This window comes from Brevibacillus invocatus (genome assembly GCF_003710915.1).
GTDB lineage: Bacteria > Bacillota > Bacilli > Brevibacillales > Brevibacillaceae > Brevibacillus > Brevibacillus invocatus.
In genome coordinates this window covers 150,826-164,583 of sequence record NZ_RHHR01000028.1, presented here as the reverse complement: position 1 = coordinate 164,583, position 13,758 = coordinate 150,826, and the positions used below count along the sequence as shown (strand labels likewise).

Below are 13,758 nucleotides of genomic sequence, written 5' to 3'. Positions count from 1 at the left end.
TTGAATGGGATTATATCATGGAGCTTGTAGCAGTTCAATTCCTTTTTATTCTGGATTATGTTTCCAGCTTTCTCAGATGAGCAATGATCTCTCGTGCCAGCTTATCTCCGAACCCTAATTGGCGGAAGTCTTCGACGCTAGCCTCGCGCATTTTTTTTAACGAGCCAAAATGCGTAAATAACTGTTTGCGTCTCTTTTCGCCAATGCCCGGAATCTCGTCCAGCTGGGAGGACAGCATCGTCTTCGAACGCGATTGCCGGTGAAAGGTAATGGCAAACCGGTGCACCTCATCCTGGATTCGCTGCAGCAAGTAAAATTCATAGCTGTCCCGTCTAAGCTCCACCGTTTCAGGCGGATCACCATACATCAGCTCGGCTGTTCGGTGCTTGTCATCCTTCGCCAAGCCACAAACAGGAATGTACAGACCCAATTCGTTTTCCAGCACATCCATCGCTGCGCTAATTTGACCTTTTCCCCCATCGATCACGATCAGATCAGGCATTTCCTGGTTTTCCTTGAGCAGGCGCGTGTATCGGCGGCGGATCACTTCACGCATGGATCCGTAATCATCGGGGCCTTCGACGGTCTTGATCTTGAACTTGCGATATTCCTTCTTGTCCGGGCGGCCATTCGTAAACACAACCATCGCGGAAACAGGCTCTGTCCCTTGAATATTCGAGTTGTCAAACGCTTCGATCCGAAGTGGTGTGCCGATACCGAGAATATGCCCCAGATTGTGAACAGCTTGGACAGTGCGGGCATCGTCTTTGGACATCAACGCAAATTTTTCCTGTAGGGCTATACGTGCGTTTTCACTTGCCATCTGCACCAGCTCGCGTTTTTTACCGCGCTTGGGAGCATGGACTTTCACACCTAGCCACTCTGCCAGAAGATCGGGATCGCTGCTCTCGGGTAATAATATCTCCTTGGGCAGTACATTTTGCTTGTCATAGTAAAATTGGCTCACATAGGACATGAAATCTTCAGCCTCATCGCCATAGTAGGGGAACGAGGTCGTCTGACGCTCAATCATTTTCCCTTGCCTCATATAGAAGATCTGAATGCACATCCAGCCTTTATCCACTGCATAGCCGATAATATCGCGATCGACCGTATCAGCCATCGTAATCTTCTGTTTTTCCATCACGGCTTCGATGCTCTTGATCTGGTCGCGGTATTCCTTCGCCCGCTCAAAATCCATGTTCTCCGATGCGTGCAGCATTTTTTCCGTCAGCTGCTTTTTCATCTCTTCATGACCGCCGTCAAGAAAACGGCTGATCTCGTCGACCAGACGCTGATTTTCCTCTTGAGAAACGTCATTCACACAGGGCGCTAGACACTGCCCCAGATGATAATAGAGACATACCTGCTTCGGCATCGTTTTGCACTTGCGTAAAGGATACAGGCGATCCAGCAATTTTTTGACTTCCCCTGCATCCCCAGCGTTGGGATAGGGTCCAAAGTAACGCGCCTTGTCCTTTAATACCTTGCGCGTAATCTCCAAACGAGGTTGCTTTTCATTCGTGATCTTGATGTATGGGTACGTTTTATCGTCCTTAAGCATCACATTGTAACGAGGATTGTGCTGTTTGATCAGATTGCACTCCAGAATCAAGGCCTCAATCGCGGAGGAGACGACAATATATTCAAAATCTGTAATTTCACTCACTAAAAGCTGCGTCTTGCCATCATGGCTTCCTGTAAAATAGGAACGAACGCGGTTCTTCAGCACTTTGGCCTTCCCCACGTAGATGATTTCTCCCACAGCGTTTTTCATCAGGTAGCAGCCTGGCTTTTCAGGCAAGACCCCTAACTTGTCTTTCAAGGAGCTGTTCAAAGCTGCTCCCTCCTTCCAGATACGTTCCATGCATCATCGTATCATGTTTGCCAACTGATGAAAATCATTAGGCGTTCGGAATCACCCGGAAAAGAAAAGCAGCACTTGCACATCCATGCAAATGCTGCTTCTGCCTTCCGTTATTGCCCATTGGTCACCTTACAGGTGCTTGCCTACTGTCGCCATCAGTGCTTCTTTTGGTTGGAAGCCGATTACTTTATCGACAGGTTGACCATCCTTGAACACGATCAGTGTAGGAATAGACATAACGCCAAAACGACCTGCAGATTCTGGGTTGTCATCGACGTTTACCTTTACGATTTTGAGCTTGGAGCCCACTTCGCTGTCGATTTGCTCCAGCACCGGTGCAATCATTTTGCAAGGGCCGCACCAAGGTGCCCAAAAGTCAACAAGGACAGTTCCTTGCTCGATTTCTTGGGAAAAGTTTTGATCAGATGCATTTACGATAGCCATGAAAGTTACCTCCTTGATCTCTTCCTACGGAAAAAAGTACCTCACACATTTAGTATATCATCCCTGCATCAATATGACTACGGCGCCAGACACTTTCCGCACTCTTCCGTTAGTGTGTCCTGCCAAGCGTTATTCTAACGGTCCATCACCGATTCTTTCGTTCTTTACTGCCCCGTTTGCTTTAAACGATGGATGTCCCTCTCGTGATCATATGATTACCGTCACGACGTTCAATGCGATCAAAGCGGCGGTAGGAATCCGCGGACAAAAAAACGCCCCGAGCTTCGGGACGTTATGTTCCTTCTCTATTTGTTTAAACAAGAACCTTTTTGAACTCTGCTGTAAGCAATGGCACGACTTCAAACAGGTCGCCGACGATTCCATAATCTGCAATCTGGAAAATCGGCGCTTCCGGATCCTTGTTGATCGCCACAATAATTTTCGAGCTGGACATACCAGCCAAGTGTTGAATGGCGCCAGAAATACCGCAAGCGATGTACAAATCAGGTGTTACTACCTTTCCGGTCTGACCGATTTGCATGGAGTAATCGCAGTAATCCGCGTCGCATGCACCGCGAGACGCGCCGACTGCAGCACCCAGCACTTCAGCCAGTTCATACAACGGCTGGAAGCCTTCTGCGCTTTTCACTCCGCGACCGCCGGAGATGATAACCTTCGCTTCAGACAAATCGACTTTGCCGCTTGTTTTGCTCACAACTTCTTTTACAATCGTACGCAAATCCTTGATTTCCAAATCAACCGGAACAACCGAAGCCGTTTTCGAAGCGTCTGCCTCTCCCACTGCGATATTGTTCGGACGGATGGTGATGAACACCTTTCCATCATTGAACTTGCGTTTTTGGAAGGCTTTCCCTGCGTAAATCGGGCGAACAAAAACAGGTCCTGCCTCCACCCCTGTTACGTCAGAAACCAGTCCGAACCCGAGACGAGCTGCAACACGAGGAGCAACGTCACGTCCGATTGCTGTATGACCCAAGACAACAGCATCTGGAGACACGAATTCGATCAATTGTGTAACTGCTTGCGCATATGCATCAGGTGTGTACTGCGCCAATGCCTCGTGCTCAGCCGTGTAGACTGAAGCTGCTCCATGCTGGCCGAGAATCGCCGCGTGAGCTGCTGCACCTGCCCCAAAAACGCCTGCGACCACTTCGCCACCTTCTGCAATGATCTGTGCTGCAGCAAGGGCTTCCAGCGATACATTACGCAGCTGTCCGTCGCGAACCTCTGCCAATACAAGTACTTTTTTCATGGAAATCCTCTCCCTCTCTCTTAGATCACTTTCGCTTCGTTGCGCAACAGTTGCACCAATTCAGACGCCTGTGCAGCCAGATCACCGGACAAGATGCGCCCAGCCTGTTTTGTTGGCGGCAAAATTTGATCTACAATCTCAGTCTTCGCTTTTACCTCATCGGCAGACAGACCGAGATCATCAGCAGAGAGACGGTCCAGAGGCTTTTTCTTTGCTTTCATGATCCCTGGCAGGGAAGGGTAACGCGGCTCGTTCAAGCCTTGTTGAGCTGTGATCAATACAGGAAGGCTGGTTTCCACAACCTCCAGATCACCTTCCACATCCCGCTCGACACGTACGGAAGTGCCATCAATCTCCAGTTTTACTGCAGTTGAAACGTGGTTGATGCCCAGCTCCTCAGCAAGACGAGGTCCACCTTGTCCGGCACCTGTATCTACAGCCATTTGGCCGCCAAGAATGATGTCAAAGCCTTCTTTTTTTGCAACCGCTGCAAGAACCTTCGCTGTTGTGAACTCGTCACCAAACAGGGACTCGTCATCCACCAGAACTGCCTTGTCAGCTCCCATGGCCAGCGCGGTACGCAGTGCGCTTTCAGCACGATCCGGCCCGATGCTTACCACTGTCACCTCGCCACCATGCTCTTCCTTCAGCTTGATCGCTTCTTCAACAGCATACTCATCGTATGGATTAATGATAAATTCAACACCGTCTTCAGAAATGTTTCCACCTTGAATCACAATTTTCTCTTCTGTGTCAAATGTCTGTTTCAACACAACTAAAATGTTCATTCAAATAACCCCTCCTTAGTCGAGATGCTACCTTGAAATGGTTAATGAGGCAAGCCATTTCTCTTCTTCATATATATCGTTAACGATGGGATTTAACGATCGGAAAATTGCGGTTTCCGCTTTTCCAGAAAAGCGCCTACGCCTTCTTTGACGTCTTCTGTTGCAAAAGCCTTACCGAAGAGCTCCGCTTCCTTGTCCATCCCTTCTGTATGGGAGAGTGTGCTGGATGAGTGGATCGCCTCCAAGGCAAATCTCACTGTCACTGCACTTTTTTGCGAGATGGCTGCAGCAAGCTTTTTCGCTTCGGAAAGCAATTGCTCAGCTGGATAAACGCCTTCGACCAAGCCGATGCGTAGCGCTTCCTCGCCGCCGATCATCTCCGAGGTCAGAATCAGCTGCGTCGCCTTTCCACGGCCTACAAGGCGAGGGAGACGCTGTGTACCTCCGTAGCCTGGAATCAAGCCCAGATTTAGCTCAGGCAAGCCAAGCTTCGCCTCCACTGCAGCCAATCGGATGTGGCAAGCCATCGCCAATTCCAGTCCCCCTCCGAGACATGCGCCATTAATAGCGGCAATGATCGGTTTTGGGAACGTTTCCAGACGGCTGAACAATCCTTGTCCCAATTTGGCTGCTTGCTTAGCATCTGCCACATCCATCTGGGTAAATTCCTTGATATCAGCTCCAGCAATGAAAAACCGCCCTTCTCCTGTCAGCACAATTGCCTTGATAGAAGAATCAGCTTCCCATTGCCCCAGAAGCTCCTGCAGCTCTTCCAGGACAGACTTGCTTAGCGCATTGGCCGGCGGATTGCTGATGGTAACAACCGCAACACGATCCTCCAGCTGCACATTCCAATGTGCACTCATCTCTCACCCTCCACTCTATCAAAAATGAAGGAACAACCATCCTTTCCGAACGGTCGCTCAGTTTCGCACTTTCATTTTAACAAAGGAACGATTGTAACAAAAGCTTTTCTTTCACTACTTTCCCTTCAAACCATTTAGGAAGAGGTTATGAATGGGATCGACATGGGAGACAAGATCGTATTTGCACTGTTTCATGACCCATGATGTCGTCACTGCATCGAGCGTTCCAAAAATCATTTTTCTCGCCAGGCGCACTTCGATGTCGGGCCGGAAAATACCAGCATCCATTCCTTCCCGAATCACCTCGTCAATCAGGTCAAAATACTGCTTCATGACGTTGCCTATTCCTTCGCTGATCTCAGGATTGGACTGGCGTAGCTCGATCTGTGTCACCATCGCCAAATCCTGATCCCGAGAAAGCTGACTGAAATGCGTGTGAACGAGAGCATACAGCTTTTGTTCCGCCGACTTCGCTTCCAAGATGCGTTCCCTGCACGTTTCAATAAAATGACCCATCTTTTCGTTAAACAAGGAGATAAGAATATCATCTTTGTTTTCAAAGTAGAGATAGATCGTGCCGTCCGCTACTTTCGCCTCTTTGGCAATCTTGGATACCTGAGCATTGTGATAGCCCTGCCGAGCGATGACGCGAACTGCAGCATCAATAATGGCTTGATACTTTTCCCCCGTTTTCTTTGCCATATGTACCTCCACGTTTACTCACACAGATGAAAAATGAATGACTATTCATTCACAATCAGTGTATTATATCCCATCGTCTGCTGTCAATCCCGTACATCGTAGATACCCCTGCTTATTGGGAAAAGCCCGTCTCTACGAAGAGAAACGGGCTACCTTCAAACTTAGCTTGTTTTGATCTGCTCCTGTTCTTCCCTGCGCTTTTTATCTTCCTCCTGCAGCTGGCGTCTCAGCACCTTGCCTACCATGGTCTTGGGCAGTTCAGTACGGAACTCGTACTGTCGGGGAATTTTGTACGCAGCCAGCCTTTCACGGCAATGCTTCTCTAGCTCTTGCTCGTCGGCCTGCATGTTTTGTTTGAAAACCACGAATGCCTTGACCGTCTCGCCGCGATACGGGTCGGGAACACCAATGACGGCTGCTTCCTGCACCGCCGGATGCTCGAACAGTACCTCTTCAACTTCACGCGGATAGATGTTGAAGCCTCCTGCGATGATCATATCCTTTTTGCGATCTACGATATAGAAATACCCGTGTTCGTCCATATATCCCATATCGCCGGTCAGCAGCCAGCCGTCCTTGAGCACAGCGGCAGTATCCTCCGGGCGATTCCAGTAGCCAACCATCACTTGCGGCCCTTTTACGGCCAGTTCGCCAATCTCGCCAACAGGAACTTCCTCTCCTGTGCTGAGGTCCATGATACGACTATCCGTATCCGGCCAAGGCAAACCGATGCTGCCTGAGATGCGCTTGCCCCAGATCGGATTGGAATGGGTAACCGGTGAAGCTTCGGTCAAACCATACCCCTCGACCAGTTTGCCGCCTGTCAGCTCCTCGAACTTGTTCTGAACCTCGACTGGCAATGGTGCAGAGCCGCTCACGCAAGCCTCGATGGAGGAAAGATCGTATTTCTGCAAATCTGGATGATTGATCAGCCCGATATACATCGTTGGCGCACCTGGAAACAGGGTGGGCTTGGTCTTGTTGATCACATCCAAAATCAGCTTCACGTCGAATTTGGGTACCAAAATGATTTCGCCTGCAATGGAAATTCCTTTGTTCATAACCGTCGTCATTCCGTATACGTGAAAGAGCGGAAGTACACCGAGAATGCGCTCGCTTCCCATCTTCAGCTTATACATGACAGCCCGGCATTGGACGGCATTGGCGATCAAATTGGCATGTGTCAGCATGACGCCTTTCGCTACGCCTGTGGTGCCACCTGTATATTGCAGCAGGGCGATGTCGTGCTCGGGATCAATCTCAGCTTTCACCGGAATGATAGCGCTTTCTTTCACTACAGAAAGAAAAGGCTCAACATCGCTGCCATATGTGACTTGCGGATTGTGCCCGTCTTTTTTTTGTACCAGCGGATACAGCATTTTTTTGATAAAGGGCAGGTAGTCGCCGATACTGGTAATAATGAGTCTTTTCAATGGTGTGGATGATCGTACAGAAGTGACGCGTTTGTAAAGCAGGTCCAGTGTAATGATCGTCTCTGTCCCTGAGTCATTGAGCTGATGGATGATTTCCCGCTCTGTATAGAGGGGATTGGTCATGACGACAGTAGCGCCGGCAAAAAGAGCTCCGTAGTAGCTGATCACAGCTTGCGGAATATTCGGCAGCATGATCGCTACACGATCCCCTTTTTTCACGCCTCGCTTGATGAGTCCATTGGCAAACTGATAAGAAAAATGCAAAAGCTCCCGATACGTCATTCGCTTTCCCATAAAATAAATCGCGTAATGGTCTGGATACGTAGCTGCTGATTGTTCCAGAAAATGCGTCAGTGGAACACGGGGGTATTCCAATGAAGCTGCAGTTTCGGGTGGGTAATTGGCAATCCAAGGCTTGGCATTTGACATGGGTATTCCCTCCATCGCTTAATGGCCTTGCCGTCCCGTATGATCAGCATTCATAACCTCTTCCCTACTCTTATTCTATTCTAAAAATAGTTAATTTTCCAACAAAATGTTACAACATGAAGTTTTCTTTCCAAAAACAAAAGAAGACGCCATTCGAAGCGTCTTCTTTTTTACGATGACGAAGACAAAACCGCTTGAATCTGCTGGCGGATTCTTTGCCGCTCTGTACTAGGCACCAAATGATACCAGCCCAGCACGCCATCCTGCCAGATCCGCTCATCTCTTCCTGTCAAGGTATCCGTCTGGAACAGGTTGTGGTTGTCACCCGGATTGCCATACGCGAGCAGCAAAGCGGCAATCTCTCCTTCTGTCAGGTCCATCTTGACGTGTTGACCCATAATTTGCATCAAGGCATGTATTTTCGACAAAGTTTCGGGAGAGGCTGCTTTGACCGCAATGGCTTGCATGATTTCCTGCTGTCTTGCGATGCGCTGGTAGTCGCTATCTTCTTTGCCCAGATCGCTTTTGCGGTAGCGTGCGTAGTCGAGAGCTTGCTCTCCATTTAGGGTCTGCATACCCGGCTGCAGATCGATATAAGTATCGTCGCTCGGATCGCTGTACTTCATTCTTTTCTTTACATCAATCGGAATTCCGCCGAGTTCATCCACGATCTTCCGAAAGCCATCGAAATCAACGGAAACGTAGCGATCAATCTCGATGCCAAGAAACGATTCGAGAGATTGCTTCACGAGCTTGGGACCGCCAAATGCCATGGCATGATTGACCTTGTCATGTCCTTTGCCGGGAATGTCCAGGTAGCTGTCACGAGGAATGGAGATGAGATAGGCGGACTGCTTGCCAGGGTTGATCGCTGCCAGCATGATCGTGTCGGAACGTGCTCGCTCGCCGTCTCTGCTGTCTATTCCCAGGATCAAAGCGACAAAAGGCTTCATGGGCGGAGATACGGAGGTCAGATCAATCACAGGCTCAGGCTCAGAGGGCGCTTTGGCAGTCTGCTGGACTTGACCATCTATCGGTACGTACCACTGTCGAACGAGCTGTCTGTACTCAATCGCAGCATAGCCTACCACTACCAGCATTGAGATGATGCAAATAGATACGAGATGAAAGGCAATGCGTTTTCCATACCGCTTGGCAAAAGACAGGAACTTCATACTTAGACCTCCCCCGTATAAAGAAACCTCTATCGCGCAGACTGTTGAACACGCATTAGAGGCAGGCTATTCTTGCTATATCGGGATGCGTTTGTCTGTAAGCTCTTTCTTTTCCGATACAGGAAATGAAAGTCCCCGTCAGTCTGTGGACAATGACAGGGACTTGTTTCCATTTTTAACAGGAGAGGCCTTGTTTAAACCTGAGCGCCAAGCGATTTTGTATGCGTTATGTGCGTTCTACGATCAGTGCCATGCCCATGCCGCCGCCCACGCACAGCGTAGCCAGGCCACGCTTTAGCTGGCGTCGCTTCATCTCATGCAGCAAGGTTACGACAATCCGGCAGCCCGTCGATCCCACCGGATGTCCGAGAGCGATCCCACTGCCGTTCACATTTGTGATTTCACGTGGCAAACCAAGCAGCTTTTCCACCGCCAAATACTGCGCAGCAAATGCTTCATTTACTTCGATCAGATCGATGTCGGCAAGCGTAAGACCTGCTTTTGACAACGCCTTATGAACTGCCGGAACCGGACCGTAGCCCATCAGATCAGGCTCGACACCCGCCACTGCCCACGAGACAATCCTGCCCAAAGGCGCAATGCCCAGCTCCCGTGCTTTGCTTTCCTTCATCAACAATGCGGCAGAAGCGCCGTCATTCAAGCCAGAGGAATTTCCCGGTGTCACAGTGCCATTTTCCCGGAAGCCTGGTCTGAGCTTGGCGAGGCCCTCCAGAGTCACGGCGCGGCGCGGGTGCTCATCAGTGTTGACCCATGAGATCTCCCCTCTTTTTTTCACAGGAACAGGAATGATCTCTTCAGCAAAAGTGCCAGAGTCGATGGCCTTGATTGCGTTTTGCTGGCTGCGCAAGGCGATCTCGTCCTGCTCTTCGCGTGATATGCCATAGCGATCAACCAGACGCTCTGCTGTCTCACCCATAAGAATCTGGTGGTGTGGGTCCGTGAGCAACTCCCACATCGCATCTGTCATTTCCCCATGCGTGAGTCTTTTTCCCCAGCGCGCGTTTTTCAGGACATACGGGGCATTGCTCATGCTCTCCACGCCGCCAGCCATGACGATTTCGTTGTCACCCAGCAAGATTTGTGAAGCTGCACTCACGATCGCCTGCATGCCTGATGCGCATTGGCGCTGGACTGTATAACCCGTAACCTCTTGTCCCAGACCTGCATCGATCGCAACCACCCGTGCGATGTTGGGTTCATCTGTACGCTGAATACAATTGCCAAGGACGATTTCTTCAACCAACTTAGGTTCTACCCCAGCCTTATCCAACACGCCGTTGACAGCCGTCTGCGCCAGCTTGCGAGCGCTTACATCTTTTAGAACACCGCCGAACGTACCAATCGGTGTCCGTCCGGCAGCAGCAATGACCACATGCTCCATTCCGCTTCCCCTCCAAAATTGTTTTTTTCTATCGTACCATTCGCCAGTTACAACGATGATTACCTGCTCTATTTTTTGGTGACTCCACTTTCTTTCATCAGGAGTGTCACCCATTCCTCGCTCTGACGCTCCCCCAGTGTTTGGAAGCCTGCCTGCTCGTACGTCGAACGGACCATCTCCCGGTTCCATTCCACCATCCCGGATAGCAGGAGGTAGCCGTCCGGAGCGATTCGTTCTTTGACTATCGGCAGCATCGCCACGTCTTCGTCCCCACCGATGTTCAGCAAAATCAAATCTGCCTGTTGCGGTAATTCTCGACGAACCGTATCCTCCAATGCATCTCCGACGATGATTTTCAGCGCGTGAGCTGGAAGTTGGTTGTTGGCGGCGTTTACTTCCATCTGATATTCGCTCTGCGGATTGATATCGACTGCATAGACGGGCTGACTCGCTCCATTGATTGCGCAGTACAAGGAAAGAATGCCCGATCCAGCTCCAATGTCGAGGACAACCTTGTCTTTCACAGTGATTTCCTGCAAGAAAAGTAAAATATCCTGGGTTGTACCATGATAGCCAGTCCCAAAAGCTGCACCAGGATCCATCCAAAGGATGTGCTTGGCTTCCTTCAGTGCTTCCGGCTCCGTCCAGGTCGGAGCGATCCACCAATCACCTACTTGCACTTCGCGAAACTCGTCCTTCCAGGATTCATTCTCTTCTGCCACTTGCGCCACTTCCAGAATGGAAATCGCCCCTGGCCAGCGCTGTATGTACACTCGTAAAAGCTGCTGATGCTCTTCCTCCTGCTGCACCATCGGTTCGAACACATAGACCGTGACCGCATCTTCTGTATTTTGTGCGAAATCGTAGCCGTTATCAGTAGTCAGCACCTCAAAGGGGGGCTCTACCCAGCCCAATGTGTACGGACTATCCAGCAGCTCGGCAACAAAAATGTCCTCCGTGTCCTGTCTTACTTTCAGTGTGTATTTCAACCATTTTTGTTCCACTTCACTCTTCTCCTTTTTACCTTGTCTATATGGAATGACACATAACCCGCTTCCTCGTTCACAACTGCCAATAGCTAGATAGTAGGCTGCATGGTATGATACTAGAATGGATTATTTACCTGCAAGGAGGTTTATCATGTTTGACGAATTTTTTTATCGGCGTCGCAAAAACAAAGGAATGTACATCCTGATGATCATCTTCGCGATCTTGGGTATCGGGATGTTTGCGATGGGCGTTTTCTTTTTCCTGTAGGGTTGCTTTACTTCCCATTGTTTACTCGATTATACTTGAGAATGTGTTTTTCCTGTACGTTTGATATAGAAAGAAGGTTCACTCCATGTCGCGAATTCTCATCTCCGGGTACTATGGCTTCAACAATGCCGGAGACGATGTGGTCCTTTACGGCATCATCAGCTCGCTCAAGCGGGAACAACCGAATATTTCCCTAGCTGTTCTCTCCAATCAGCCTGAGCGCACCGCTGAGCTATTCGGCATTGAAGCCTATGACCGTTGGAGCCTGGGTACCATCGTCCGCGAGCTGAAGCGAAGCGACATGCTGGTGATGGGCGGGGGAACACTGATGCAGGACGTAACCAGTCCACGAAGTGTCCTCTACTATCTGGGTATTGTCCTGATAGCAAAGCTCCTGGGCAAGCCTGTCGTCTTCTACGCACAAGGGTTTGGACCGATCCTGAAGTCGCTTAGCCGCTCCATGATCAAACGCGTCGTCAATCGGGTGGATGTGATTACTGTGCGCGATCACGAATCAGGAGAAGACTTCAAGGCCTGCGGTGTAAAACGTGCACCGATCCACATCACGGCAGATCCCGCTTTGACCATTTCCGCTGATGATATAACGGACAAGCGTGGAAAAGAGTTGTTACAAGGCTTGTTTGCCGACTCGACCAAACCATTGGTCGCCATCTCTGTACGGGACTGGAAGCAGGAGCAGCAGTTTAAACAAAGCATGGCGCTGGCAGCTGACTGGTTTATCGACCAGGGCTGGAATGTCTTGTTTCTGCCGATGCACGTCCCCAGTGATCTGGCTCCGTCCAAGCAGATCATGGAGCAGATGAAACAGCAGGGAGCTCGTCTTCTCGATACTCCCGTTACGTTCCATGATATCATGTCCGTGCTGAAACAATGTGACTACGTCGTCGGTATGCGATTGCACTCGCTCATTCTTGCATGCATGCTGCGCATCCCATTTACCGGAATATCCTACGATCCTAAAATCGATCGTTTTGTCGAACGCGCCGGAATGCCCAATGCCGGCCATATAACCCAACTGGACTCAGCCTCGCTACTAACCCTTCTTTCCGAACGGCTAAACATGCTGGATCAGGAGAAAGAAGTGATTGCGCGTCAGGCACAGCTTCTCGAAAAAGAGGCTGCGAAAAGCAGTGAGCTGGTCCTGCAGGCCCTGAGCAAAAAAGGTTGAGGGTATCTGATGAAAATCTAGAAGAAAGGTGGGCCGGATCATGTCTCTTTCCTCTCAGATGTTAATTGGCTTGAATCGTTTGTTTCCTCTCCCCGTTCACCCATTTAACCTGGCGAACGACGGGCAGATGAGCTATACCGAGTGGCAGTTCCAGAAAGGGGACCAGACGATTCAATTTTTCCTCCCCTTTCATTCCCAGGAACAGATGTTCACGGGTAAAACCGTCCTCGACATTGGTTGTGGAGGCGGCGGCAAGACCTGCTACTACGCAACCTTCCGTCCTGAAAAAATGATCGGGATCGATATCGTCCCCCACTATGCTGAGGAAGGAAATGCGTTTGCCAAGGAAAAAGGACTTGCTGACGTCGTTTCCTTCATGACGGGGGATGCGGCAAACATGACCTTTGCCGACAACACCTTCGACACGATCATCATGAATGACGCGATGGAGCACGTCGGAGAGCCGGAAAAAACGCTCGAAGAATGCTTCCGTGTACTAAAGCCAGGTGGACATCTCTACATCAATTTTCCACCTTACTATCACCCGTACGGTGCGCATCTATCTGATGCCATCGGGATTCCTTGGGTGCATGCCCTCTTTTCAGACCAGGCCTTGATCCGTGCATACAAAGAATTGGTTCGGGATCTGCCGGATGGCGCTGACCGCATTTCGTTTCGCTTCAGCACACAGCCTGATGGACGAGAGACGATCTCTTACATCAATCAGATGACCATCAAGCGCTTCCGTAGGATCCAACAAGGCGTTACTCAGCCTGCCGTCTACCAGCAGGAAATTCCGTTGCGCAATCAGCTGAAGGTATTGGCCGAGATGCCCGGATTGCGGGAATTTTTCGTCAAGATGGTAGTCTGTGTGTACCGGAAGGATAAATAGACTTTCAAGTGCATGAAAAAGGATGCCCTAACAGCCATTCA

12 protein-coding genes are annotated in these 13,758 nt (G+C 50.0%); 2 read left to right on the top strand and 10 right to left on the bottom strand.

Annotated elements, in window-relative coordinates; translation table 11 throughout:
* Positions 1-55: 55 nt before the first annotated feature.
* The 10 genes from uvrC to EDM52_RS15415 form a co-directional block, all read right to left on the bottom strand.
* Entirely contained in the window at positions 56-1,837 is a 1,782-nt protein-coding gene (gene uvrC, locus EDM52_RS15460; RefSeq protein WP_122909872.1) for an excinuclease ABC subunit UvrC, read from the bottom strand.
* A gap of 159 nt (positions 1,838-1,996) precedes the next feature.
* A complete protein-coding gene (trxA, locus tag EDM52_RS15455; protein ID WP_122909871.1) occupies positions 1,997-2,311 on the bottom strand; it encodes a thioredoxin in 315 nt (104 codons plus the stop codon).
* A 313-nt stretch (positions 2,312-2,624) separates the two neighbouring features.
* Entirely contained in the window at positions 2,625-3,584 is a 960-nt protein-coding gene (locus tag EDM52_RS15450; RefSeq protein WP_122909870.1) for an electron transfer flavoprotein subunit alpha/FixB family protein, read from the bottom strand.
* Between the two features lie 20 nt (positions 3,585-3,604).
* On the bottom strand, positions 3,605-4,372 hold the full coding sequence (locus tag EDM52_RS15445; protein WP_122909869.1) for an electron transfer flavoprotein subunit beta/FixA family protein: 768 nt from the start codon (positions 4,370-4,372) through the stop codon (positions 3,605-3,607).
* 92 nt (positions 4,373-4,464) lie between these two features.
* Positions 4,465-5,238, bottom strand: coding sequence for an enoyl-CoA hydratase (locus EDM52_RS15440; protein WP_122909868.1), 774 nt, complete (start codon positions 5,236-5,238; stop codon positions 4,465-4,467).
* 114 nt (positions 5,239-5,352) lie between these two features.
* A complete protein-coding gene (locus tag EDM52_RS15435) occupies positions 5,353-5,940 on the bottom strand; it encodes a TetR/AcrR family transcriptional regulator (RefSeq protein ID WP_122909867.1) in 588 nt (195 codons plus the stop codon).
* Positions 5,941-6,101: 161 nt separating this feature from the next.
* Positions 6,102-7,802 carry a long-chain-fatty-acid--CoA ligase gene (locus tag EDM52_RS15430; protein WP_122909866.1) on the bottom strand — a complete coding sequence of 567 codons (1,701 nt, stop codon included), beginning with the start codon at positions 7,800-7,802 and terminating at the stop codon, positions 6,102-6,104.
* Between the two features lie 170 nt (positions 7,803-7,972).
* Positions 7,973-8,977, bottom strand: a complete 1,005-nt coding sequence (locus EDM52_RS15425; protein WP_122909865.1) for an LCP family protein — start codon at positions 8,975-8,977, stop codon at positions 7,973-7,975.
* Between the two features lie 226 nt (positions 8,978-9,203).
* A complete protein-coding gene (locus EDM52_RS15420) occupies positions 9,204-10,379 on the bottom strand; it encodes a thiolase family protein (protein WP_122909864.1) in 1,176 nt (391 codons plus the stop codon).
* A gap of 68 nt (positions 10,380-10,447) precedes the next feature.
* Positions 10,448-11,383: a 50S ribosomal protein L11 methyltransferase gene (locus EDM52_RS15415; RefSeq protein ID WP_122909863.1), complete on the bottom strand. Its 936-nt coding sequence runs from the start codon at positions 11,381-11,383 to the stop codon at positions 10,448-10,450.
* Positions 11,384-11,721: 338 nt separating this feature from the next.
* On the opposite strand from EDM52_RS15415, the gene csaB reads away from it, so the two are divergent.
* Complete coding sequence (gene csaB, locus EDM52_RS15410; RefSeq protein ID WP_122909862.1) at positions 11,722-12,825, top strand: polysaccharide pyruvyl transferase CsaB; 1,104 nt, start codon at positions 11,722-11,724, stop codon at positions 12,823-12,825.
* A 40-nt stretch (positions 12,826-12,865) separates the two neighbouring features.
* Positions 12,866-13,717, top strand: coding sequence for a class I SAM-dependent methyltransferase (locus EDM52_RS15405; protein WP_122909861.1), 852 nt, complete (start codon positions 12,866-12,868; stop codon positions 13,715-13,717).
* Positions 13,718-13,758 lie beyond the last annotated feature (41 nt).